Annotated in this window: 23 protein-coding genes and 1 riboswitch; of the genes, 12 read left to right on the forward strand and 11 right to left on the reverse strand. The window is 30.8% G+C overall.

Annotation, left to right across the window (positions count from 1 at the left end):
* Nucleotides 1-66: 66 nt before the first annotated feature.
* The gene (locus L992_RS11655; protein WP_047383157.1) at nucleotides 67-735 is read right to left on the reverse strand and encodes an N-acetylmannosamine-6-phosphate 2-epimerase; all 669 of its coding nucleotides are present in this window, start codon (nucleotides 733-735) and stop codon (nucleotides 67-69) included.
* Nucleotides 731-2,221, reverse strand: a complete 1,491-nt coding sequence (locus tag L992_RS11660) for a PTS transporter subunit EIIC (protein WP_047396416.1) — start codon at nucleotides 2,219-2,221, stop codon at nucleotides 731-733. The genes L992_RS11655 and L992_RS11660 overlap by 5 nt, the downstream gene beginning before the upstream one ends.
* A gap of 414 nt (nucleotides 2,222-2,635) precedes the next feature.
* On the opposite strand from L992_RS11660, the gene ilvD reads away from it, so the two are divergent.
* The 4 genes from ilvD to ilvC are packed head-to-tail and all read left to right on the forward strand — an operon-like array spanning nucleotide 2,636 to nucleotide 7,435.
* A complete protein-coding gene (ilvD, locus tag L992_RS11665) occupies nucleotides 2,636-4,291 on the forward strand; it encodes a dihydroxy-acid dehydratase (protein ID WP_047396419.1) in 1,656 nt (551 codons plus the stop codon).
* A gap of 9 nt (nucleotides 4,292-4,300) precedes the next feature.
* Complete coding sequence (gene ilvB, locus L992_RS11670) at nucleotides 4,301-5,965, forward strand: biosynthetic-type acetolactate synthase large subunit (RefSeq protein WP_047396422.1); 1,665 nt, start codon at nucleotides 4,301-4,303, stop codon at nucleotides 5,963-5,965.
* A 3-nt stretch (nucleotides 5,966-5,968) separates the two neighbouring features.
* Complete coding sequence (gene ilvN / locus L992_RS11675) at nucleotides 5,969-6,451, forward strand: acetolactate synthase small subunit (RefSeq protein ID WP_081982912.1); 483 nt, start codon at nucleotides 5,969-5,971, stop codon at nucleotides 6,449-6,451.
* Between the two features lie 33 nt (nucleotides 6,452-6,484).
* The gene (gene ilvC, locus L992_RS11680; RefSeq protein WP_047396424.1) at nucleotides 6,485-7,435 is read left to right on the forward strand and encodes a ketol-acid reductoisomerase; all 951 of its coding nucleotides are present in this window, start codon (nucleotides 6,485-6,487) and stop codon (nucleotides 7,433-7,435) included.
* A gap of 147 nt (nucleotides 7,436-7,582) precedes the next feature.
* Here the strand turns inward: ilvC and L992_RS11685 are convergent, their stop codons facing one another.
* Nucleotides 7,583-8,377 (reverse strand): MurR/RpiR family transcriptional regulator, encoded by a 795-nt coding sequence (locus L992_RS11685; protein ID WP_047383148.1) that lies wholly within the window; start codon nucleotides 8,375-8,377, stop codon nucleotides 7,583-7,585.
* A 113-nt stretch (nucleotides 8,378-8,490) separates the two neighbouring features.
* On the opposite strand from L992_RS11685, the gene L992_RS11690 reads away from it, so the two are divergent.
* Entirely contained in the window at nucleotides 8,491-9,333 is an 843-nt protein-coding gene (locus L992_RS11690) for a WYL domain-containing protein (protein WP_047383146.1), read from the forward strand.
* A gap of 54 nt (nucleotides 9,334-9,387) precedes the next feature.
* Here the strand turns inward: L992_RS11690 and L992_RS11695 are convergent, their stop codons facing one another.
* The 7 genes from L992_RS11695 to L992_RS11725 all read right to left on the reverse strand — a co-directional run bounded on the left by L992_RS11695 (nucleotide 9,388) and on the right by L992_RS11725 (nucleotide 14,814).
* The gene (locus tag L992_RS11695; RefSeq protein ID WP_047396426.1) at nucleotides 9,388-9,720 is read right to left on the reverse strand and encodes an arsenate reductase family protein; all 333 of its coding nucleotides are present in this window, start codon (nucleotides 9,718-9,720) and stop codon (nucleotides 9,388-9,390) included.
* A gap of 1 nt (nucleotide 9,721) precedes the next feature.
* Nucleotides 9,722-11,065, reverse strand: a complete 1,344-nt coding sequence (locus tag L992_RS11700) for an MATE family efflux transporter (protein WP_047383143.1) — start codon at nucleotides 11,063-11,065, stop codon at nucleotides 9,722-9,724.
* 49 nt (nucleotides 11,066-11,114) lie between these two features.
* Nucleotides 11,115-12,098 carry an ABC transporter substrate-binding protein gene (locus L992_RS11705; RefSeq protein WP_047396428.1) on the reverse strand — a complete coding sequence of 328 codons (984 nt, stop codon included), beginning with the start codon at nucleotides 12,096-12,098 and terminating at the stop codon, nucleotides 11,115-11,117.
* Entirely contained in the window at nucleotides 12,098-12,838 is a 741-nt protein-coding gene (locus L992_RS11710; RefSeq protein WP_047383139.1) for an ABC transporter permease, read from the reverse strand. The genes L992_RS11705 and L992_RS11710 overlap by 1 nt, the downstream gene beginning before the upstream one ends.
* On the reverse strand, nucleotides 12,825-13,538 hold the full coding sequence (locus L992_RS11715) for an ATP-binding cassette domain-containing protein (protein ID WP_052191750.1): 714 nt from the start codon (nucleotides 13,536-13,538) through the stop codon (nucleotides 12,825-12,827). Before L992_RS11715 ends, L992_RS11710 begins: the two co-directional genes overlap by 14 nt.
* A 1-nt stretch (nucleotide 13,539) precedes the next feature.
* Nucleotides 13,540-14,193, reverse strand: a complete 654-nt coding sequence (tenA, locus tag L992_RS11720) for a thiaminase II (RefSeq protein WP_047383138.1) — start codon at nucleotides 14,191-14,193, stop codon at nucleotides 13,540-13,542.
* A 91-nt stretch (nucleotides 14,194-14,284) separates the two neighbouring features.
* Nucleotides 14,285-14,374, reverse strand: a riboswitch (TPP riboswitch).
* Nucleotides 14,375-14,388: 14 nt separating this feature from the next.
* Entirely contained in the window at nucleotides 14,389-14,814 is a 426-nt protein-coding gene (locus tag L992_RS11725) for a single-stranded DNA-binding protein (RefSeq protein WP_047383136.1), read from the reverse strand.
* 148 nt (nucleotides 14,815-14,962) lie between these two features.
* On the opposite strand from L992_RS11725, the gene polA reads away from it, so the two are divergent.
* The 5 genes from polA to L992_RS11750 are packed head-to-tail and all read left to right on the forward strand — an operon-like array spanning nucleotide 14,963 to nucleotide 21,789.
* Complete coding sequence (polA, locus tag L992_RS11730) at nucleotides 14,963-17,710, forward strand: DNA polymerase I (RefSeq protein ID WP_047396432.1); 2,748 nt, start codon at nucleotides 14,963-14,965, stop codon at nucleotides 17,708-17,710.
* Between the two features lie 11 nt (nucleotides 17,711-17,721).
* Entirely contained in the window at nucleotides 17,722-18,624 is a 903-nt protein-coding gene (gene whiA / locus L992_RS11735; protein ID WP_047396435.1) for a DNA-binding protein WhiA, read from the forward strand.
* A gap of 10 nt (nucleotides 18,625-18,634) precedes the next feature.
* Nucleotides 18,635-19,594 (forward strand): bifunctional riboflavin kinase/FAD synthetase, encoded by a 960-nt coding sequence (locus L992_RS11740; protein ID WP_047396436.1) that lies wholly within the window; start codon nucleotides 18,635-18,637, stop codon nucleotides 19,592-19,594.
* Entirely contained in the window at nucleotides 19,569-20,249 is a 681-nt protein-coding gene (locus tag L992_RS11745) for a ScpA family protein (protein ID WP_047383129.1), read from the forward strand. Before L992_RS11740 ends, L992_RS11745 begins: the two co-directional genes overlap by 26 nt.
* A gap of 1 nt (nucleotide 20,250) precedes the next feature.
* The gene (locus L992_RS11750) at nucleotides 20,251-21,789 is read left to right on the forward strand and encodes a TaqI-like C-terminal specificity domain-containing protein (RefSeq protein WP_047383127.1); all 1,539 of its coding nucleotides are present in this window, start codon (nucleotides 20,251-20,253) and stop codon (nucleotides 21,787-21,789) included.
* Nucleotides 21,790-21,822: 33 nt separating this feature from the next.
* On the opposite strand, the gene ptsG is transcribed toward L992_RS11750, so the two are convergent.
* Nucleotides 21,823-23,298 (reverse strand): glucose-specific PTS transporter subunit IIBC, encoded by a 1,476-nt coding sequence (gene ptsG / locus L992_RS11755; protein WP_047383125.1) that lies wholly within the window; start codon nucleotides 23,296-23,298, stop codon nucleotides 21,823-21,825.
* A gap of 169 nt (nucleotides 23,299-23,467) precedes the next feature.
* On the opposite strand from ptsG, the gene L992_RS11760 reads away from it, so the two are divergent.
* Both L992_RS11760 and L992_RS11765 read left to right on the forward strand, forming a co-directional pair.
* Entirely contained in the window at nucleotides 23,468-24,529 is a 1,062-nt protein-coding gene (locus L992_RS11760; protein WP_047383124.1) for a Mu transposase C-terminal domain-containing protein, read from the forward strand.
* Nucleotides 24,530-24,537: 8 nt separating this feature from the next.
* Nucleotides 24,538-25,281 carry a DUF368 domain-containing protein gene (locus L992_RS11765; RefSeq protein ID WP_047383122.1) on the forward strand — a complete coding sequence of 248 codons (744 nt, stop codon included), beginning with the start codon at nucleotides 24,538-24,540 and terminating at the stop codon, nucleotides 25,279-25,281.
* Nucleotides 25,282-25,398: the final 117 nt, after the last annotated feature.

Below are 25,398 nucleotides of genomic sequence, written 5' to 3' on the forward strand. Positions count from 1 at the left end.
AAATTGAACTTTTAAAGGTAGAGGAAAAAAAGAGGTTGACCATTTTGGTCAGCCTCTTTTTTTATTTTAGAAATTAACTTTGTTTATTTCATCGCTGAATTTTTTAGCGATTAGCTGAGGTCTAGTTATAGCTCCACCTACAACAACAGCATATGAACCCATCTCCATAGCAGACCTAGATTTTTCAGGTGTATCAAAATTCCCTTCAGCAATAACAGGTTTTTTACATTTAGCTATAAGTTCTTTTAAAACATCAAAGTTATTTAATCCTTTAGAATGCTCGGTATAACCAACTAAAGTTGTTCCAATAAAATCAAACCCTAACTCTTCGGCACGAATCCCCTCTTCAACAGTTGAGATATCCGCCATAAATTTTTGATTTGGATACTTTATTTTTAAAGATTTTAAAAGCTCAATATCAGCATTTATAGTTGCATCAAGAGCGATAACATCTATATCAGTTGCAATTAAAGCTTCTAATTCTTTTTCTGTTGGAGTGATATATGAAACCATTCCTTCGTAATCTTTTTTTATAATTCCAATGATAGGAAGATCAACTAATTTTTTTATTTCTAAAATATCCTCTACGCCATTAGCTCTAATCCCAACTGCTCCGCCCATTTCAGCGGCAACAGCCATTCTTCCCATAATAAAAGAACTATGTAGTGGTTCACTCTCTAACGCTTGACATGAAACAATAAGACCTTTATTCATTTTCTTGATTTCCTCCTTAATTATTTTCTATGATTTCGTTTATTTTTTGTTTTATAGGATCAGCCATTGCTCCAAAAATAGCTTGTATTCCACCTTGAACTTCTAAAACACCAGTTGCTCCTAAATTCTTAATCTTGATTTTATCAACTTTAGAAACATCTTTGACAGAAACTCTAAGTCTAGTTATACAAGCATCAATATCGTCAATATTTTCCTTTCCACCAAGAGCAGCTAAAATCTCTTTAGATGTCTCATATAAAGAATCTTTAGTGATAATTTTAATTTCTTGGTCATCACCTTCTCTTCCAGGTGTCGCAATATTAAAACGTTTTATTAAGAATGAAAAAGTAAAATAGTATAGAGCAAACCAGAAGGCTCCAACGATTAAAACATAAATCCAGTTTGTAGTAGCATTACCTTGTAAAACTCCGAAAAGAGTGAAGTCTATTAATCCACCTGAGAAAGTATTTCCGATAGATATATTTAATAAATCAGCTACAAGGAAAGATAATCCATCAAAGAAAGCATGAACACCATATAGCCAAGGAGCAACAAATAAAAACATAAATTCAATAGGTTCTGTTATTCCTGTTATGAAAGATGTAATTGCACCACTAAGGAATAATCCCCCAACAGCATTTTTTTTATTTTGAGGAGCACACTTATACATAGCAAGACAAGCACCAGGAAGACCAAACATCATAGTAGCAAAACGTCCAGCAAAGAATCTAGTTCCTTCTGTAAATAAACCAGTGTGATTTGGATCAGCTAATTGTGCAAAGAAAATATTTTGTGCTCCAACAATAGATTTACCAGCGATTTCAGCAGTACCACCAAGTTCAGTATACCAAAATAGGGGATAAATCATATGGTGTAAGCCGATAGCACCACTAAGTCTTAAAAGAAAACCATAAAGAAATGTTCCTAAAATTCCTAAACTTGCAATAGATTTACCAGCAAAAGTTAACCAGTTTTGAAAAGTTGGCCAAGTCAGGAAGAATAGTATTCCGATACCTATTGCAGTAAAAGATGAGATAATTGGAACAAATCTTGAACCACCGAAGAATCCTAATACTGCAGGCAATTTTACATTACTATATCTATTATGTAAAAAGGCAACAATAGAACCAATAACAATAGAACCGACAACTCCAGTATCAATTGAGACTACAGAAGGATTGAAAGCTGTAATTAATCCTTTTATAGATGCATTCATAACAAGAAAAGCAACAGCTCCAGCTAAACAAGCAGTTCCTTTGTCTTTTTTTGCTAAACCGATAGCTAAACCAATACACATTATTAGTGCTAAGTTTGCAAAAATAACTTCTCCAGAAGCTGACATGACTTTTAAAATTCCTTGTAAAAAAGGAATGTTTAAAAATGGATATGCATTAACAGTATTTGAATTAGAAAGAGCTCCACCTATACCTAGTAGTAATCCCGCAGCAGGTAAAATAGCGATAGGAAGCATAAACGATTTACCAATTTTTTGTAAATTTTTAAACATGATAACCCTCCTGAAAATTTTTTTGAATATATTGATGAAAAAATGAAAATTATTTTCTAGTGTATGCAATAAATATAACATATAACTAAAAAAAATACAATAGTAATAAAAAAAATACATATAATTATTTTTTAAAAAAAATTAAAAAAATATTGACATTTGAGAGAGATTGATATAGAATCTATAAAAAATTAAAGAAGGAGGAGCTCATGAACAAATTTAAAAACATGTTAACTATAATTATAATAATATGCTTTTGGGTTTGGATTTGATGAGTTATATCTCTGAAAATATTCAAGCCTTATTTTGTTATAAAAATAAAGGCTTGAGCAAAAGGTATGAAGTTTTAAGAGCTTAAGTCTATAGATTTAAGCTCTTTTTTTTTATAAATTTTTAAAACTGAGGGAGGCCAAAATGAGAAGCGAGATTGTAACAAAAGGATTAAGTAGAGCACCACATAGAGCACTTTTTTATTCAATGGGATTAACAGAGAGAGAGCTAGAGCTTCCCAAAGTGGGAATCGTAAATTCATATAATGAGATTGTTCCAGGTCATATTCATTTAAAAAATCTTGTCGAGGAGGTCAAAGCTGGAATAAGAATGAATGGAGGAGTTCCGATGGAGTTTAATACAATAGCTATTTGTGATGGAATTGCTATGGGGCATGAGGGGATGAAGAACTCTCTTCCGACAAGAGAACTTATTGCAGATTCAATAGAAGCAACAGCATACGCAATGCCCTTTGATGCGCTTGTTTTTATGCCTAGTTGTGATAAAGTTGTACCAGGAATGTTGATGGCAGCTGTAAGATTAAATCTACCATCAATTTTTATAGGTGGAGGACCAATGTTGGCTGGAAAATTTAAAGGAAAAAAAGTGGGGATTTCAGATCTGTTTGAATATGTTGGAAAAGTTCAAAGTGGAGAGATGTCAGTAAATGAATTGAATGAAGCGGAGCACGAGACTTGTAAAACATATGGATCATGCTCAGGAATGTATACTGCAAATACGATGAATTGCTTAACAGAAGCGTTGGGAATAGCACTTCCAAAGAACGGAACGGTACCCAGTGTATATTCAGAAAGAAAAAGATTAGCCAAAGAATCCGGATTTCAGGTAATGGAATTATTTAGAAAAAATATTAGAGCGAGAGATATTATAAATGAAAAAAGCTTATATAACTCAGTTCTTGTTGACATGGCACTTGGAGGGTCGACAAATACAACTCTTCATTTACCAGCAATAGCTTATGAGTGTGAGGTAAAACTGAATCTAGATATGTTTGATGAAGTGTCAAAAAAAACAAAGCAGATAGTTAAATTATCTCCAGCAAATTCACATTTTATAGAGGAGTTTGATGAAGCCGGGGGAGTAAGTGCTGTTTTAAAAATTTTAAAAGAAAAAGATTTGTTGAAATCTAATCAGACAGTTTTACTAAAAAATATATTAGAGATTGCAGAAAAAGCAAAAATATTAGATAAAGATATAATTAGAGATTTTGAATCTTCATATTTTGATACAGGTGGAATCTCTATACTGAAAGGAAATTTAGCTCCGAAGGGTGCAGTTGTAAAATCAGGAGCGGTTCATGAAAGCATGTTAGTACATAAAGGGGAAGCAAAAGTTTTTAATTCTGAAGAGGAAGCTTATGAAAGTATTTTGAGCGGAAAAATAAAGAAGGGGGACGTAATAGTCATTCGTTATGAAGGTCCAAAAGGTGGGCCTGGAATGAGGGAGATGTTATCACCAACAGCAGCTTTAGTAGGTATGGGATTAGATATGTATTGTGCTTTACTAACAGATGGAAGATTTTCTGGTGGGTCTAGAGGGGCTGCTATAGGTCATATATCACCAGAAGCTTCGGATGGAGGACTTATAGCTTATGTAGAAGATGGAGATTGTATAGAGATAGATATTCCTAAAAATAGAGTTGAGCTTTTGATATCAGAGGAGGAGATAGAAAAAAGAAAAGCGAGTACAACACTTTTAAAAAGAGATATAAAAAATAGAATGCTTCAAAAATATGTAAAATTAGTTTCAGATTCATCTGAAGGAGCAGTAACTAGATAGGAGGAGAAAGTGGAAAAAATATCGGGAGCAAAAATAGTTTTAGAGACACTAAAATATTTAGGGGTTACAGATATTTTTGGATATCCAGGGGGAGCCGTAATTCCTATTTATGATGCATTGTATGATTTCAAAGGAATAAATCACTATATGGCAAGACATGAGCAAGGAGCAGTTCACAGTGCAGATGGATACGCAAGAACTAAAAAAAATCCAGGAGTTTGCCTAGCCACATCAGGACCAGGAGCAACAAATTTAGTCACAGGTATTATGACAGCACACATGGATTCGATTCCGATTTTGACAATAACAGGTCAGGTAGGAACTGCAGCTTTAGGGAAAGATTCTTTTCAAGAAAGTGATATTATTGGAATAACATCACCAATAACAAAAAATAACTATTTAGTAAGGAGTCTGTTTGAGTTACCTAAGGTATTGAAAGAAGCGTATGAATTATCTAAGCACGGAAGACCAGGGCCGGTGTTAGTAGATATCCCAAAAAATATTCAAGAGCAGGAGATGGAGTATTCTCAATTTGAAGAACTTTTAAAAATTGAAGTGGAGAGTATTAAAAAATTTAAATCGTTATACACAGAGAAAGAGATTTTCGACTTTGAAAAATATTTGAAGAATTCTAAAAAACCAGTTTTGATTGTAGGAGGTGGAATTTTAAATAGTAGATGTGTCGATGAGGTTAGAAAGTTTGCAAATAGAATAAAAATTCCTATAGTTTCCACTCTTATGGGATTAGGAATATTTAATAGAAGTGATGAGGAGTATCTTGGAATGATTGGTATGCATGGATTAAAAGAAGCTAATAGAGCTGTTGATGAATGCGATCTGCTTATAGCTATTGGAATGAGATTTGATGATCGAATTGTAGGAGATAAAACAAAATTTTCACCGAATTCAAAAAAAATTCATATAGACATAGATAGAGCTGAGATGAATAAAAATATAGTTGTAGACTTACCTATTATAGGGGATGCAAAGGAGGTATTGGAAAGAGTTTTAAAATTAGATTTAAAAGAGAATTTTCAAGAGTGGCGAACGACTTTAAAAAGAGATGAATTTATAGAAAAAGAGTGCTTGAATCAACTAGCAGTTTTAAATGTTTTAAACGAAGTTATAGATGAAAATTATATAGTGGTTACAGATGTAGGACAACACCAGATGTTTACAGCTCAGTGTCTAGATATAAAAAAACCATTTCAATTTTGCACATCAGGTGGAGCAGGAACCATGGGATATGGACTTCCGGCTGCAATAGGGGCACAAGTGGCAAACAGAGATAAAAAAGTGATACTGATTGTTGGAGATGGTGGTTTTCAGATGAATCAACAGGAGTTAATTTTATTAAGACAATATAATCTGCCTGTAAAAATATTGATATTTAATAATGGGGCTTTAGGAATGGTTAAACAATGGCAAGAGCTTTTCAATAACAGAAGATATTCGAGTGTGATTTTGGACATAAATCCAGATTTTGTTAAATTGGGAAATGCTCATTTCGTGGATGGTGAAAGGATAGATAATCTAAAAAAATTAAAAAATATTAAAAAGTTTTTAGAAAATGATAAACCATACCTTTTGGACATTAAGATGTCATATGATCATAATGTTTATCCAATAATACCAGCAGGAAAATCTTATGAGCACACAATCGGAGGTGAGTAATTATTGGAAGCAAAAAGAATTCTTTTGATTATGAAAAATAAACCCGGTGTTTTGAATAAAATATCTGGATTGTTTCAGAAAAGGGGAATAAATATTGAAAATATAACTGCAGGAGAGGGATATCCAGAAGAAACAGTTCGAATGACAATAACAGGTTTTTGGGATGAGTATACATTGAATCAAGTAATTGTACAAGCTGAAAAATTATTTGATGTTGAATTTATAAAAGCATTTTGTAAAGAGAGTGTTTTTAGAGAGTTGGTTTTAATAAAGGTCAAAGTTGATTCTAAAAGTCGACAAGAGTTACTTCAAATTTTAGATATTTATAGAGGATCAGTAGTAGATGTTGGACTTCATAGTTTGATTTTAGAGTTGACAGGGGATATAGGAAAAATAGATGGGTTTTTAAAATTGATTAAAAACTTTGAAATATTGGAGCTCGCCAGAACAGGTGTTTCTGGAATGACTAGAGGGATTGAGATTTAAAATAAAAAATAAAATTTTGAGGAGGAGAGTTATATGAGTTTATCAGGAAAAAAAGTTGTGGTATTTGGATATGGATCTCAAGGGCATGCACACGCACTAAATTTAAAAGAGTGTGGATATGATGTCAGTGTAGCTTTAAGAGAGGATAGTGGAAGTTGGGATAAAGCAGAGAAAAATGGATTCCAAGTTTTAAATTTGAAAAATGGAGCGGAAGTTGCAGATGTAGCAATGCTTTTAGTACCTGATGAAAATCAACCGGAACTATATAAAAATTATTTAAAAGACGGACTTAAAGAGGGTGCCTTTTTAGGATTTGCTCACGGATTTAATATTCATTACTCACAAATTAATCCAAGAGAAGACTTAAATGTTTTTATGGTTGCCCCAAAATCTCCAGGGCACAAAGTTAGAGAGAAATTTTTAGAAAAAGAGGGAGTTCCAGCTTTAATCTCAATTTATCAAGATCCATCAAAAGAAACCTTGCAGTTAGCAAAAGATTGGGCAAAAGGCGTTTGTTTAGATTTAGGAGTTTTAGAAACTACTTTTAAAGAGGAGACTGAAACAGATTTGTTTGGAGAGCAAGCTGTTTTGTGTGGAGGATTAGTAGAACTTATGAAAGCAGGGTATGAAACTCTTTTAAATGCAGGGTATGATGAGAAGTTAGCATACTTTGAGTGTGTTCATGAGATGAAGTTAATAGTAGATTTGATTTATTCGAAGGGATTTGCGGCAATGAGAGAATCAATCTCTAATACGGCTGAGTATGGAGATTATGTAACTGGTAAAAAAATTGTTACAAAAGAGAGTAGAGAAAATATGAAAGAGGTTTTAGAGAATATTCAGAATGGAAGATTTGCAAAAGATTTTATCTTGGAAGGTCAGACTGGATATCCAGTTTTAAAAACGATGAGAAATAGATGTAAAACTGATAAGATCGAGTTAGTTGGAAATGAATTGAGAGATATGATGTTTTCGAAAAAATAGTAAAAATTTGAAAATGTAAACAAAATGAAGTATGAATTTAAGGATAAAGAGTTTGTAATGGGGTGGAAAAAATCATAAACTGAAGAAAGACCAGATCATGAAAATGATTCGGTCTTTTTTCATAGATACTTCAATTATTTAAAGTTTTTACTTTAAAATTGCTTCAATGGTAAGTTGCATTTTCTCTCTTAGATTTGAATCCTCTAATAAAATAGTCGAAATTAAATCAAAGAGATACATAGTTGAGAATTGTGTATTTATAAAATCTCTTTTATTTATAAAATTAGATGCACAGATTAGAATTAAATTATCAGAAAAATCTTTTAAGCTACTATTAGGTAAACTAGTGACTCCAATTGTTTTAGCACCATTTTTTTGAGCTACTCTAAAAGAATTCACAAGTTCTTTAGTTTCTCCAGAGATAGAGATTCCAATAACAAGATCACTTTCTTTTAAAATGGCACTATTTATAATCATCATATGTGAATCCGTGATAGAAGAGACATTGAATCCCATTCTTAAAAGTCTTTGCATAAACTCTTGGGCACTTAAACCAGAACTCCCAACTCCATAGATATATATTTTTTTTGCGTTTTTAATATCTTCAATAACTTTTAGAATGAGTTCTTTATTAAGAAGTTGATTTGTTTTTTCAACAACCTCTGTATAATAATCGTGAACAGCAGAAAAGATATCCTCCTCTTTATTAGAAGAGTTTGCAGATTGAGTATTCAGCTTCATCTTCATTTGAACGAAACTCTCACAATTTATTTTTTTTGAAAATCTTGTAATAGTTGAGGTTGAAGCTCCAATAGCTTTTGATAAATTTGTGATAGATATATTTTCAATATTATTTTTATTTTCTAGGATATAGTTAGCAATCTCTTTTTCTTTAGAGGAAAAACTATTGTATTTTTGTTTTATTTCATAGATTACATCCAAAAAAGTACCTCCCATGGAACATGATAATATAATAGTATCACAAATATTTATTTAAAAAAACTGTTATTTGTATGATATAATTATTTTTGAGAAAGATTCTATTGGAGTGATTTATGGAAAAGAAAATAAGAGTAACATTACCAAAAAGAATAGCTGAAATATTAGAGAGTGATATTGAAGAATTTTTTATAAAAAAAAATACATTATTGAATTATCTATATGAAGAGTATGCAAAAGAGGATTATACAAAGCTAGAAGTTGAGGTTGATAAAAATGAAACTTCAGTTATACAGTTCAATTTAAACAAAAAAAATCTTAGAGGATATTATAACTTTTTAGAGGAAAACAGGATTCAAAATGAATCAGAATTTTTTAGAGAGATTTTAACTGATTACTCTGAAAATTGTAAAAAGAAAAGAGAGCTTTTCCTTTTTAAGGAAAAAGTGGAGAGAATTAATGATTCTATTGCCGAGAGAAAATTGATAAAAGTAAACTTCAGAGATGGTAAGAGCATTGAGGTTGAACCATATTTGATTGAGAGTTCTAAGTTAGAGGTTGCAAATTATCTGTTTTGTTATAATTTAAAAGAAAAATTGTGGAAAAATTATAGAATAAAATATATAGATTCAGTTTATACAAAAAATAGCAATTTTAAAATAAGAGATATCGATTTTGTTCAAAGGATGAAAGAGGATTTCGATCCATTTATTTCTTTTGGGAAAAAAGTAAAGATAAGATTAACAAACTCTGGAGAAAATCTGTTTAAAGAGCTTCAAACAAATCGGCCTAAAGTTATTCAAAAAAATTTAAATGAATATATCTTAGAGTGCTCTGAAGAGAAAGCTAAAAGATACTTTAGTTTCTTTTTAGATGAGGTAGAGATTTTAGAGCCGATTGAATTGAGAGAGTGGTTTAAAAATAAATACGAGAAAGCTTTAGAGCAGTATAAAAAATAAAGGAACCACGCTGAAAAAATTTCAGCAGGTTCCTTTTTTTATTAAAATTTAAAATTAAGACATTTTTTTTAGTTCGTCAAGAGAATAACCTAAAGAAACACCTTTATCCCATCTAATAATAGGAGTTTTAAATAGAACAGGACTTTCTAAAAGAAGTTCCTCAGTATCATAAACCATGTATTCTAAGTTTCTTTTTTTATATTCATTACTAGATTTATCTAATAGCTCTTCGATATCAAAATATCTTAAAAAAGTTTCTAATTCTTTTTTAGAAGGGGCTTTTTCAATAAGATCAATAAATTGAAACTTGATTCCTCTCTCTTTAAAAAATCTTTGAACTTTTTTAGTTTCATTGCAGTTTTTTCTACCAAAAATTTGTATTATCATATCACACCTCTATATATCTCCATTTTCCCTGTCTAAATCTGTATAAACAAGCAATTCCTCTGTAAGTTAAATCTATAATCATAACCATCCAAGCACCATTCAATCCAAAGTTAAATACATAAAGGAAAAGATATGTCATAGGGATTCTTATAAGAAACATTCCTAAAGATGTTATCCAAAGAACAGATTTAGTGTCACCAGCACCTCTTAAAGCACCGCTTAAGACCATAGATACTGCAAGTATCGGTTGAGCTATTGAAACTATTCTAAGTGCAGAACTAGCCATAGGAACAATGTTTTGTTCTTTTGTAAACATAGATATAACAAATTTAGGGAATACCATAAAGATAAATCCAAATGCAGTCATAACAAACATAGCTAAAAACATGTTTAGATAACCAGCTTTTTTAGCATCTTGGTATTTTTTAGCTCCAAGATGTTGACCAACAAGAGCAGTTCCAGCAACTGAGAATCCCAATCCTAAATTGAAAGAGAATGATTCAGCTGTAAGGGCAATTTTATGTGCTGCATACTGAAGTGTCCCTAAGTTTATAACCATAGCTTCAAATATAAGCATTCCAATTCTAAATATACTTTGTTCACCAGCTGATGGCAACCCAACTTTTATAAGTCTTTTGCAAACCTCTTTTTTTATTTTGAAATCTTTTTTAGTTAAAGCAATGCAATAGTTTCTCTTATATATAATAAGGAAAGAGAAAATAAGTGTAACTACTCCTCTTGATATTGTAGTTGCAATTCCAGCTCCCAAAACTCCAAGATTTAATACAAAAATAAATATGTAGTTAAGAAGGATATTAGAGAAAATACTTATAGTGTTGTTAATCATTGGAATCTTCGATTTACTTATAGATCTAAACCCATAAGAGAAAATGATATTGAAACATAGGAATGGAATTCCTAAAGAAACAACTTTTAAGTAACTTAAAGCATCACCAATAGGTTGGTTTTTACTGATAAGTTCTAAAATGTTTTTTCCAAAAATGATAAATGCAACTGTGACAATAAGAGCGGCAGGAATTCCTAAAATTAAACTTTGACTCATGCCATCTCGAGCCTCAGAGTAGTTTTTAGCTCCGTATGCTCTACTAACCATAGCTGTAGTTCCAACACTTATAGCAAAGAATATTGGTATTACAGTTAAGATAGGTGCAGTTCCAAGTCCTACTGAAGCGATTGCTTCGGGACCTAGTCTTCCAACCATGATTAAGTCGAAGAAGCCAAGTAATGTTTGTACGAACATATCGACAATAGTAGGTAAAGCAATTGTAAAAATTGATAAAATCTCATTTTTGTTTTCTCTCCATAAAGAGCGAAGTTGTTTCAAAATAATCCCTCCAAATTTTCATTCTAAAGGGTATTATATATTAAAAAAACTAAAATTGATATATAAAATTTTTAGCAGGTAATTTTCTTTGAATAATACCATTTTCATATAACCAGTTTATATTATTTTCCCAAATATTTTCATTTTGATCTAAGAATTTGGCATTTTCAGTTTCCATAATTGGCAACAGAATCTCTAAGCTTTCTTTCTCAACAGTTTCACTCAGAGGAAACTGTTCTACAGCTTGTTTTGAAAGTAAAAGTTTTAAAGCTTCTTCGGGGTTGTTTTGCACGTCGTAGAATCCTTTTCTCATAGCCTTTAAAACTTTTTCATAGCTGTCTTTGTTTTGATTTAAAAGTTCTTCATTTGCAACTAAGATGAGTTCATAAGCTTGAGGAATACCAAAATTATCTATTAGGAAGTAATTTATATCAATTCCCTTCTCTTTTATAACAGGAACCTCGTGATTAACCATATTTCCGATTGTAAAATCAACTCTATTTGTTATCATTGCAGTTAGAAGTTCAAAGCCAACATCGATTATTTTTAGAGATTTAGGGTCTAAGTTTTCAAATTTCATCATAGAGTTAAGGTATGTTTCGGACAAGATACCACCGCTTGTTCCAGCAATTTTATTTTCAAAATCTTTAGGAGATGTTATATTTTTTTCTTTTAAAGAGATAACTGTATTTACAGATCTTTGAAGAACAGCTCCAAAAGATTTTATAGGAACATCTTCGTTTGTTTTCGCTATAACGACACTATTTAGATAAGATATTCCAATATCAGCTTTTTTTGCAGCTGGTAAAGTTAGAGAATCAGATGGCGAAGATGGATATATAATATTAAGTTTTATTCCTTCCTCTTCAAAATATCCCTTTTCAATTGCAGTATATAAAAAAGAGTGAACAGCATTAGGATACCAATCTAAAATTATAGAAACTTCTTTCAAATTTTTAGTTTTTTCTGAATTTTTTGAGTTACAACTTAAAAATAGAGTTGTTAAAATAAATAAAGTCAGTAGTTTTTTCATTATTTTCTCCTCCAATGTAAAATTTTGTTTTCTAAGCTAGTAATCATTCTAACCAAAATAATTGCTAAAAGAGAGATGATTACAATAGGAGCAAATACTCCAGCTCCATCAAGTTGAGACATCATTCTTTTACTGAAATATCCAAGTCCAGAAGTAGCTCCAAGCCATTCACCAATTGCAGATCCTATTAAAACTAAAGGAACACTCATCTTTAAAGCTGAGAAAAAATTTGGAAGTGCTCTAGGTAGTTTCAGTTTGAAGAAAATCTGTATTTTTGTAGCTTTTAAGCTTTTGAAATAATTAATCTCATCTTTTTCGATGTTTTGGAATCCGTTGTATATAGTTATGGTTATTGGGAAAAATGAGATTATTACAGAAACAATAACTTTACTCCAAATAGAATAACCAAACCATAAGATGAAAATAGGTGCTAAAGCTGTGATTGGAATAGTTTGACTCGTGACAATCAAAGGATAGATTGAGTCATAAACTATCTTATTAAAATCCATAGCAATAGCCAAAGTAACTCCTAATATTAAAGTCAAGATAGATGCAGTAACGGCTATTGTTAAAGTAGCGGGTAGATGAGTTAAAAAAAGACTCTCTTTTAAAGTCCATATTTTAATAAGAATATTTAAAGGAGTTGGAAGAATATATGCTTTATTTATAGCTTTTCCTAAAACCTCCCAGCACATAAAAAATATTAGTATAGACAGTGTTCCAGGATTAAATTTTTTCATTGTCAACTCCCTTCACAGATGTTAGAATCTCTTTTTTTAACTTTGCTTTTTCCTCAAATGTCATATTTTTAGGAACTGTAAACTCATCAAATGATGAAATTGGTTTTTCCTTACAAACTAATATACGATTAGATAAAAACATAGCCTCGTCAATATCATGAGTAATAAAGATCATACTTTTTTGAAGAGTAGTTAGACTATTTAGAAGCCACTTTTGTAAATCTTCACGAGTGATGGCATCAAGAGCAGAAAATGGCTCATCTAAAAGTAAAAGCTCTCCTTTGTTCATAAGAGTTCTTATTAAAGATATACGCTGTTTCATTCCACCAGAAAGTTCATCTGGATAGTTGTCAGCATAGGATAAAAGATTAAATCTTTTTAAAAGATTTAAAGCGTTTTCTTTTTCTTTAATCAGATCACCCTTTTCAATCTCAATTGGAAGAAGAATATTTTGAAGAATGGTTCTCCAAGGTAGCAAAGTATCCGACTGAGGCATGTACGAGATACTATTTATAGATATATCTCCGTTAGTTGGAGTTTCAATATTTGCTAAAAGTTTTATGATGGTTGATTTTCCACAACCACTGCCACCAACTATACTGATAAGTTCGTTATTCTTAACATTAAATGATAGATTTTTTAAAATCGGAAGTTCATCATTATAATTAAAAGTAAGATTGCTAACATTAAGAATATCCATTTTAATGAGACCCCTTATATGACATATCCCAGAATTTATACTCGTAGATACTACAGTTGATAAATATAGTTTTTAGATGCTCTTTCTCCTCTTCAGAGATATTTGCACAATATTTTTCAACAATTTCAATATTCCAATTTGTAAGTTCTTCATAGGTAGATGATGAATATGTTTTAATCCAATCCCCATAAAAATCTTGCTCGATTCCATAAAGTTCCTTTAATTTATCACCAATCATTTTATAACTCCACATACATGAAAGAGCAGCAACAGCAATCTCTTTTATATCTCCACAATGTGAAACTGAAAGCATATAACTAGTGTAAGATACATTATCTAAAGTTGGTTTCACTCTCGAAATATCCTCTTCAGTAATGCCTAATTTTTTCATATAAACTCTATGTATTCCCATCTCAGAGTTTAAGATTCCATCTGTAAGTTTTGCAAACTTTTTCATATCATTTTCATTTTTACTTTTTATAACCCCTAGAGCAAAAAGTTTTGCATATTCTAAAAGGTATAGGTAATCCTGAATAATATAAAACTTAAATTTTTCTTTGTCTAAACAGTTTTCTCCAATCTCTTTTACAAATGGATGCTCGTAGTAGCTATCCCAGATATCTTTTGCACTTAAATATAACTCTTTTGAAAACATAAAATCCTCCTGTAAAATTCTTTAAAATAAAAAAAGCTATTTTCCAAAAAATTAGGAAAATAGCTTTTAGAACACAATTATAGAAGATAAATGTGTGTTAAGACTACTTCCCTACGCTAGTATTAACTAGATCAGGTTCTAAGGGTAAAATCTCAGCCCGAAGGCACCCCTAGTAGTTTATAAATTATTTAATTATTAGAACGGGAATTCGTCCTCATCGAAAGATGATCCACCGAAGTCATCTTTTGATGGTGCCTCAGCAGCTCTTGGTGCTGAGTATGATGGTGTTGGTGCGAAGTCGTTTGATGGAGAAGCCTCTCCTCTTCCTTCAACAAACTCCATACTTTCAACTAGTACATCGTAACTAGTTCTTTTTTCTCCATTTACTTCATATCTATTCATTTGAAGTCTACCGTTAACAGCAACTTTTCTTCCTTTTCTTAGGTACTCACCAATAAGTTCAGCTGTCTTTCCGAAAGCGACACAGTTGATGAAATCTGCTTCACCTTTAGAAAAAGGTCTGTCAACAGCTAAGCTAAATCTTGAGTAAGCTTTACCACTTTGTCCAAATTTAAGTTCAGGATCTCTAGTTAAACGTCCGATTAATACAACTAGATTCATAAATACCTCCTATATTTTAGTTTATACATTCAAATTATAACAGAAAAATAGAAAAAATAATATTTATTTATAAAATAATTTTTTTTATAAAGGTAGTCTGTATGGTATAATAATATGAAAAATGTAAAAAGAATGAAAGGGGATAAAGATGAAAAAAGCAGTTTTATTAGATGTAAGTGCAATAATGTACAGAGCTTTTTATGGAAATCTTAATTTTAGAACTAAAAATGAGCCGACAGGAGCAGTTTATGGATTTATAAATACACTATTAAGTGTAATAAACCAGTTAGAACCTGATTATATAGGAGCTGCGTTTGATGTTAAAAGAGCGACTCTAAAAAGAAGTGAGATGTTTAAGGATTATAAAGCAAAAAGAGATGCAGCCCCTGAGGATTTAGTAGTTCAAATTCCAAGAATAGAGGAACTTTTAGATTGTTTTGGAATAAAAAAATTTAAAATAGATGGCTATGAAGCAGATGATGTACTTGGGAGCTTGGCTAAAGATTTAGCAGCGAAAGGAATTGAGTCGTATGTGATAACAGGAGATAAGGATTTATCTCAAATTTTAAACGACCATGTAAATATAGCTCTTTTAGGAAAGGGAGATGGCGGAGGTTTAAAAATACTTAGAACTGAAGCAGATGTAATCGAACAGCTAGGTGTAAAACCAGATATGATACCTGATCTGTTTGGATTAATTGGAGATACGAGTGATGGAATACCGGGTGTTAGAAAGATAGGGTCAAAAAAAGCTATACCTATGTTAGAAAAATATGGTCATTTAGAGGGAATATATGAAAATATAGATTCGTTAACAGAACTTCCGGGGATTGGAAAATCATTAATAAATAATTTAATTGAAGATAAAGAGATGGCGTTTTTAAGTAGAGAGTTAGCTACTATCCAATATATACATTTGGATTTAAAAGATGAAGAGTTAGAATATAAAAGAGATAATGTAAGATTGCTGGAGTTCTTTAAGATGTTAGAGTTCAAATCTCTGATAAAAAAGTTAGGGCTTGAAAATCTAGTAAATACAGAAAATTCACAAATCTTATCTGAAGAAAAAACTGAACCACAAATGACATTGAATATAGAGCCAGAGAAAGAGAAGGTTGTAGCTTCGACTCCGGTAAGCGGCGGAATGCAGTTAGGATTATTTAATTTTACAGCTCCAGCCCAAACAACAGTTTCGGATGAAAAAGGATTTTTCGTTTTAAAAGGTGAAGAAATTTTTAAAAAGTTATCTTCTAATGAGAAAGTAGCAATCTATCTAGGAGATAAAGGAGTAGCAGCTTCTTTAAAGAGTAGAGATTACTATTTACCACTAGATGATAGTGAGAGTATTGACTCGTTTAAAAAACTATTAGAATCAGATACTCAATTTATATCTTACGGATTTAAGAATATTTTAAGAAAAGGTTACTCTATAAAAAATATGGAGTTTGATACAATGTTAGCCTATCATCTTTTGACATCTCAAACTAGAGAAGAGATTGAGGTTATGTTAAGAAATGTTATAGAGGAAGATGTTGAGAAATATTCAGATGTATTTGGAAAAACCAAAATAGATGAGATATCAAATGAAGAGTATGGGAAATTTTTAGCTAAGAGAACTCGAGGAATGTTATTAGCATATCCAGAGCTTTTAAAAGAACTAAAACATAATAATCTATACGAAGTACTGAAAGAAACAGAGATGCCTCTAATAAAAGTATTAGCAGCTATGGAGATAGAGGGAATAAAAATATGTCCAGAATATTTTGCAGAGTATAGCTCTGAATTAGAAAAAAAATTAGAAGGTTTAACTGATAAAATATATGAGGAAGCAGAAGGTGAGTTTAATATTAACTCTCCAAAACAATTGGGCGAAGTTTTATTTATCAATCTAAATATCCCACCTGTAAAGAAAACAAAAACAGGATTCTCAACAGATAGTGAAGTTTTAGAAAAATTAGATGAACAAGGTTATCCAATAGCTAAATATATTTTAGAATATAGAAAGTTAAGTAAGTTAAAATCGACATATGTAGATCCACTTCCTAAGATGGCAGATGAGAACAATAGATTACATACAACATTTAATCAAACAGGAACAGCAACAGGAAGATTGTCATCATCAGATCCGAATCTTCAAAATATACCTGTTAGAACAGAAGAGGGAATGAAGATAAGAGCTGGTTTTGTAGCTAAAGATGGCTGCGTACTTTTAGGTATAGATTACTCTCAAATCGAATTAAGAGTTTTAGCGGAGATATCACAGGATGAAAACTTGATAAAAGCTTATGCTGAAAACTTAGATTTACACAGTTTAACCGCTAGAAAACTCTTCCAATTGTCAGATGAAGAGAGTGTATCGAGAGAGCAAAGAGATGCCGCGAAAACAGTAAACTTTAGTATAATATATGGAAAAACAGCATTTGGATTATCTCAAGAGTTAAAGATAACTCCGAAAGAAGCTTCTGATTATATCAGTAGATATTTTGAGCAATATCCTTCAGTGAAGCATTTAGAAAAAGAGATTATATTGTCTGCTGAAGAAAATGGATATGTTGAAACATATTTTAAAAGAAAAAGAATAATAGATGGAATCAATTCAAACAATAGAGTTATAAAAAGTCAGGCTGAAAGAATGGCTGTAAATACAGTTATCCAAGGAACGGCTGCTGAGGTTTTAAAAAAGGTTATGATAAATTTATACAATCTTTTAAAAGATAAAAATGATATTCATATGTTACTTCAAGTACACGATGAACTTATATTTGAAGTGGAAAAAGATAAAGCCTTAGAGTATAAAACTGAAATAGAGAAAATAATGAGAGAAAGTATAAAATTCTCTAAAGTAAAACTAGAGGTAAATAGCTCTATAGGACAGAATTGGTCTGAAACAAAGTAGGAGGAAAGATTGTGTCGTATACTTATAAAGTAAAAAATGAGATACTTCATAGGTGTGAACTATCAGAAGATGAAAAGTACGCTGAAATAAGAGCGATACTCTTATTGAAACACGCCATAAATGAGAATAGTATAGAGTTAAAATTAGAAAACAAAGAGATAGCAGAAAGAATATATTCAATGCTGAGAGAGTTAACAAAGTTAAAGATATTTATAAAGTTCTCTAAAAGTAAAAAATTTGGAGAGCATAATACATATGTAATAAATATACCATCTCAACCGGGTGTAAAAAAATTTGTAGATGATTTAGATAAATATAGTTTACACAGTGATAACACAGATGAAACAATAGAAAAAGGATTTATAAGAGGAATGTTTTTGGGATGTGGATATATAAAATCTCCTGAGAAAGAGTATGCTTTAGATTTTTTTGTAGATAGTGATGAGTTAGCTGATGACCTGTATAATCTTTTAATAAAAATGGAGAAAAGAGCATATAAAACCATCAAAAGAAATAAACCTTTAGTTTATATGAGAAATGCCGAAGATATTATGGATATAATAGTTTTGATAGGATCGATGAAAGAGTTTTATAACTATGAAGAAACTACTATGATTAAAGATTTAAAGAATAAAACCATCAGAGAGATGAACTGGGAAGTTGCTAATGAAACGAAAACATTAGACACAGCTAGAAAACAGATAAAAATGATAAATATAATTGGAAATAGGATGGGATTAAATAATCTTAGTCCTGTTCTTGAAGAGATTGCCTTTTTGAGATTGGAAAATCCAGAGGCTTCTTTACAAGAGTTAGCAGAAATAATAGGAATATCTAAATCTGGAATAAGAAATAGGTTTAGAAGATTAGAAGAGATACATAATGAACTTTTAGAAAAAGAGAGAGAAGCATAAGGGGAGTACTATGAAGATAATAGACGATATTTTGCTAACTGAAGAAAAATTTGGAGATGTTTATGTTGCTATAGGAGCTTTTGATGGGATTCATATGGGTCACAGAGAGTTGATATCTAAAGCTGTCGAAAAAGCAAAAGAAAAGGGAGGGAAATCGGTAGTATTTACCTTTTTGAATCATCCTTTAGAGATTACAAATAGCATTAAAGCACCTAAATTGATAAGTTCTTTAGATGAAAAGATTCATATAATAAAATCTTTAGGTGTAGATTATTTAATTTTACAACCTTTTACTAAAGAGTTCTCAAGTATGAGTCCTGAGCAATTTGTAAAAACAGTTCTTAAAAATACTTTGAATACAAAAGAGATTTATGTGGGATTCAATTTTTCTTTTGGAAAAGGTGGAAGAGGAACAGTTGGGAATTTAAAAGAGTTTGCTAAAGTTTTGGATATTGAAGTAAATGTTATAGAACCTGTAAAATTAGAGGAACAGATAATAAGTTCGACTTTTATAAGAGAGATGTTAGCGACTGGGAATCTAGATATCGCTAATAGATGTTTAGGGCAGCCATTTTTGATTATTGGCGAGGTTGTTCACGGAAGGAAGTTGGGGAGAATTATGGGGTTCCCAACAGCTAATTTGAAAATTCTAAATAAAATATATCCTCCGTTTGGAATATATGGAGGTAGAGTTAGAATAGAAGGTGAAGAGAGTAGTTGGAATGCTGTTATCAATATCGGAAAAAATCCAACACTGAAACCTGATGAGAGAAGTATCGAGGTACATATATTGGACTTTGATAGAGATATATATGGGAAAAGAATATATGTATCGTTAATGGAGTTTTTAAGAGAGGAAAAAAAATTTAATTCGATGGATGAGTTAAAAGAAACAATAAAAAATGATGTTCTGAATTGGAGAGCTAAGGTTAAGGTAATAGAGGATGGAGATAGTATTAAAGATAGATAATTTTGAAGGACCGTTGGACCTTTTATTACATCTTATAGAGAAGAAAAAAATGAAAATATCTGAAATAAAAATATCTCAGATTATAGATGAGTATCTTCAATTTATAGAAAAAGCACAGAGTGACAATTTAGGTATAAAGGTAGAATTTTTAGAGATCGCTTCAGAACTCTTAGAAATAAAAGCTGTATCGATATTGAGTGTAAATAAAGAGGAAGAGAAAGAAAAGGATTTAAAAAGAAGACTAGAGGATTATAAAGTATTTAAAGAAGTAGCAACAGTTATAGCAACTATAGAGTGTGAATACAATATAGCTTATACAAGAGGAGAGGGAAGAAAAATCACCAAAAATATCCCGAAAGAGTTTGATTTGACAACTTTGAAACTCCAAGATGTTTTCAATAGCTATGTTAAGTATCTTCCTAAAGATGAGGAATATTTAGAGATTGAAGTAGAGAAAAGATACTCTTTAAAAGAGGAGATGGATAGAATAAAGGTGATACTTTATTCAGCAGAGAAAACTGTAGTAGATCTTTTTAGAAGAGCAGAGAATAGGACACATTTAGTTTATATATTTTTAGCGATATTAGATTTATATAGAGATGGAATTATATCAATAGAGGGTGAAGGTAGCTTAAAACTCTTTAGGAGGGACTAAGTTGGAATATAATTATAAAATATATACTCCGGAGCGGTATGCTTTAAGTATGGCAAAAGTATCGCTAGAAAAATGTTTAGAAAAAATTTCGAATGAGAATTTTTTAGATATAAAAATAGTGGATATCTCTTGTGGATCAGGAAATCTTCTTTTAGCTATGTTAGAAGAGTTGTTGAAAACTTCTAAAAAGATATTTGGAGAATATAGATATAGCGAAAAGTGGTTAACAGGGTATGATATAGACTCAAAAGCATTGAATATATTAAAGAAAAGAGCGGAGGCTCTTTTCTTTAAATATGGAATAGATGGAGAGTTAAACTTAAAAGAGTGTGATTCACTTTATGAGATTATAGATGAAAAGTATGATATTGTTATTGGAAATCCACCATATTTAGGCGAAAAAAACCACAAAGAAGTTTTTCATACAATAAAAGAAACAGATTTTGGAAAAAAATATTATAAACCCAAAATGGATTACTTCTATTTTTTTATTGAAAAAGGAATAGATATTTTAAAAGAGGATGGGATTTTAGTTTATTTGACAACAAATTATTGGTTGAAGGCTGATAGTGCTGAAGGTTTGCGAGAAAAGTTGAGGCTAGAGGGAGAGTTTTTTAGAATTGAAAACTATAGTCACTCTATATTTAAGGATGCGATAGGACAACACAATATCATATTTTATTGGCAGAAATCTAAAAGAAATAGCGAAGTTTTTATACAAGATGATGAAATAGAATATACGATTGAGCAGAATAATATTTTTGCCCAGGAGCACAGTAAAATAATTTTAATACCACCGTTTTGTAAAAAAAATATCGAGAAGATAAGAGGCAACAGTAATAAAACATTGGGAGAGTTATTGAATGTAAATCAAGGTATAGTTAGTGGAGCAGATAGAGTTTTTGTTTTTAATGAGTACAAAGAGGAGTTTAAAAAATATTTAAAACCTTTTTACAAAAATAAAGATATAGGAAAATATGAGGTTTCTAAAAAACCACCGTTTTGGATAATATATTTGAATGGAAAATCAGAGCTCGATGATAAATTGATGAACTATCTTTTAGAATATAAAGGTAAATTATCTTTAAGAAGAGAGGTTGTCAATAATAGAATAAATTGGTGGGAGCTCCAATGGGCAAGAGATGAGGAGATATTTTTAAAACCCAAAATTGTTGTTAGACAAAGATGTAAAACAAATAACTTTGGATATACAGAAGATCCTTTTTATAGTAGTGCTGATGTATATTATTTGACGGCTAAAAATCCAGAGATAAATTTATTTTATATTCTTGGTTATTTAAACTCGAAAGTTTTTTATTATTGGTTTAATTATATCGGTAAGAAAAAAGGAAAGAATTTAGAGTTTTATTCAACCCCTTTAAAAGAGTGTCCGTTGTATTATCCAAATGAAGAGAGTGAGATCAAGGTGATTGTTGATTTAGTTAGAAAACAACTTGAGAGTTATAGTGAAGATATTCAAAAAGAGATAGATCTTTATTTTAGTAAGATTATGAATATAGATATAAGGGAGGAGCAATGAGCTCCTCCCTTCAGTTTTATTTTATGATTTTAATTATAATGCTTTTATGTCATTAGCGATAAATTGTGCTTTAGCACCAAATATAGCTTGAACTCCATTTTGTCCAACTTTTAAAACTCCAGAAGCTCCTAATCTTTTTAACTCAGCGTCATTAACGATTGAAGAATCTTTAACTTCAAGTCTTAATCTTGTGATACAAGCATCAACAGAGATTATGTTTTCTTTTCCACCAAGAGCAGCAAGAACTAAAGCAGCTAATTCGCTTCCTTCAGCTTTTGGTGCATCATCAAGATCAGATCCAACTTCTCTTCCAGGAGTAGCTAAATTGAACTTTCTAATGAAGAATCTGAATCCGAAGTAGTAAATAACAGAGAATCCTAATCCAACAACGATAACCATTGGCCAGTTAGTTTTGAATCCTTCAGTTCCAGGTAAAACACCGAACATTATATAGTCAATAACTCCACCAGAGAATGTCATACCAATTCTAACTTTAAACATATTCATTAACATGAATGATAATCCTGCGAATACACAGTGAATTCCATAAAGGATTGGTGCAACGAATAGGAACGAGAACTCTAAAGGTTCAGTTATTCCAGTTAAGAATGAAGTAAGAGCAGCAGAGAATAGAATTCCAGCAGCCATTTTCTTGTTTTCAGACTTAGCTTCGTGATACATAGCAAGAGCAGCAGCAGGTAATCCAAACATCATGAATGGGAACTTACCAGTTAAGAACTTACCAGCTCCAGCGTAAGTAGCTGAATCGAATGAGTGAACTCCATCTTTAAACATTGCGAACCAAATTGCTTGGTCTCCGTTAACAATTTGTCCAGCAGCATTTGTATATTCCCCAAATTGGTACCAGAATGGTGAGTAGAAAATGTGGTGTAATCCGAATGGGATTAACGCTCTTTCTGTTATACCAAATAGTAATGTAGAAATATTTGTATTTGTCTCATTAGCTAAGAAAGAAAGTTGAGCAAGTCCAGCTTGAACTGGTTGCCAGATGTAAGGCATTGCTAAACCTACTAAGAAAGCAAGAACAGCAGTCATAATAGGAACTAATCTTTTACCAGCAAAGAATCCTAAGAAAGCAGGTAATTCTGTTCTATAGAATTTTTTGTAACAGATAGCAGCGATGATACCAGCGATTAATCCTCCGAAAACTCCAGTTTGAAGAGTAGGGATTCCTAAAACTTCAGCGAAAGCTGGGTTTCCAGCAGCGATTCCATTAGCGGCATCTGTAAGTGATCCCATAGTTGTGTTCATTATTAATAAAGCAACAATAGCAGCAAGTGCAGCGATTCCGTCTCCTCCAACAAGACCGATAGCAGCTCCTACAGCAAATAATAGTGGTAAGTTACCAAATATTATTCCCCCAGCTTGCTCCATTAAAGGTATTCCTAATTTGTTTCCAGCAGCAAGGAATATACCAGCAGCTGGTAGAATTGCAACCGGTGTCATTAAAGCTTTACCGATTTTTTGAACTTCAGCAAATAATTTCATAAAACTCCTCCATATATTATATTGTGATAATAAAGAATCATTAAGTCACTAAAAGAATACATTTTATTTTGAAAAAAGTCAAGAAAATTATCAAAATAAATGAGCCTTTTTTTTACGCATCATTTGTGTTATAATTTAACAAAAGAATTTAAAAGGGAGTAAGTTGGGTATGCAAACGGATGAAAAAAATAGAAAATATAAGATACTTGAACCCTTTTTTAAGAAGGAGAAAAAGCTTAGAGATATAGAGAAAGAAACTCAAATATCTTATGCAACACTTAAAAGATGGGTAAGTCAGTACAAGGATTCTGGAGAAAAAGGATTGACCAAAAAAATAAGAGCTGATAAGAACACATTTAAGAAGGTTAACGAAGACGTTTTAGTTCATTTGAAGGCTCTATATAAGGAGTATCACTCTTTACCAGTTACAAAGTTATATGAAAAAGCTAAAAATACTCTTAATTCATATAATAGTATGATAAGTTACCCAACCTTTTTTAGAATAATAAATAACTTAGATGAGAATATAAAACAAAACTCTATAAAATCTGTAAAAAAAGATCAAGTATATGAATATGCTATTATACAAAAAGCAGTACCTATTCCTTTTTTTAATAATAAAAATAAGATTTTTTACCTAACAATATTTTACAATAAAGAAAACTATAAGATGATTAATTTTCTTTTTGAAGAAAAAAAAAGAGATTTAAAAAATCTATTTAATTTTATAAGAGAAAGTATTATAATTGAAGGAGCCTATCCTAAAAATATATCTTTAGATTTTAAGATAGATGGTGTATCGAAGAGTTTATTAAGAAGTGTATTTTTTGAAACAAAAATAAATATTATTCAAGAGGAAGCAGATGAAAATATGCTTGGTTTTGTAAGGTATATAGATACAGATATTTTAAAAGAGTTCAATAGAGAAAAATTAATAACTTTAGACAAAATAAGTAGCTTTATAAAAAAGTATCTTTTTATAGAGATAAATGAAAATAAAAAACTTTTACCAGAAGATATAAATAAACTTTTATATTTTTTAAATAAGTATAAAAGAAAAATATATAATAATGGAGTAAGAGTGAAAAATAACTTATATAATAGCCCAACTTTAAAAGAGTACGAAGGAAGTATAGTAGATGTTTTTTATAATGAATTTTTAAAGGAAAGTGTAGATATATATCAAAAGGATAAGTTTATAGATAGTGCTAAATTAATAAAAGAATACTAGGAGAGATTATGGTAAAGAATTTTTTAAAAGGAATTGTAATAGGAATAGCTAATGTGTTACCGGGAGTTTCAGGAGGTACATTAGCAGTAGTGTTAGGAATTTATGATAAATTGACAGAAGCGGTGGGAAACTTTTTAACAGCTTCAATGGAGAAAAAGATAGAATATGCCAAATTTTTAGCTCAAATAGGAGCAGGAGCGGTTTTAGGAATAGTTGCTTTTGCAGGAATTATTTCTAAGATGTATGAGTTATATCCTAAAGGAACAACAGTAGCGTTTTTATTTTTAATTCTACCATCAATTCCAGTTATTTTAAAAGGAGAGAAATTTTTTAAAAAAGAAAATTTAATAGCCTTCTTTAGTGGAGTTGCTTTTACAGGAATTTTTATGTTTTTAACAAAAACATTAGCAGGAGAGGAAGTTGTTAGAACAGCTCAGACAGCTTTTACAGCAGGGTATGGAGTGAAACTATTTTTCTGTGGTATAGTAGCTGCTGGAGCAATGGTAATTCCAGGAATTTCAGGTTCACTACTATTAATATTGTTAGGAGAGTATTATAATGTCTTGGGATATATAAAAAGTTTTGCAATATTACCACTGATATTTTTTGCTGCTGGAACAGGAATTGGATTAGTTTTAGTTGCGAAAGGAATAAATATTCTTTTAAATAAATATAGAAGTTATACATTAAATTTCATTGTTGGAATAATAGTAGTATCATTGATTGAAATTATCCAAACGTTATTCATATAAAAAAAGCCTCATTCAAATATATTTTTATATTTTGAATGAGGCTTTTTTATTATATAAGGAAACTATAGAAAAAATTTATCCAAAAAATATTGAAAAATTTGAACTCAAGGAGTAAAA

It is taken from the genome of Cetobacterium sp. ZOR0034 (assembly GCF_000799075.1).
GTDB lineage: Bacteria > Fusobacteriota > Fusobacteriia > Fusobacteriales > Fusobacteriaceae > Cetobacterium_A.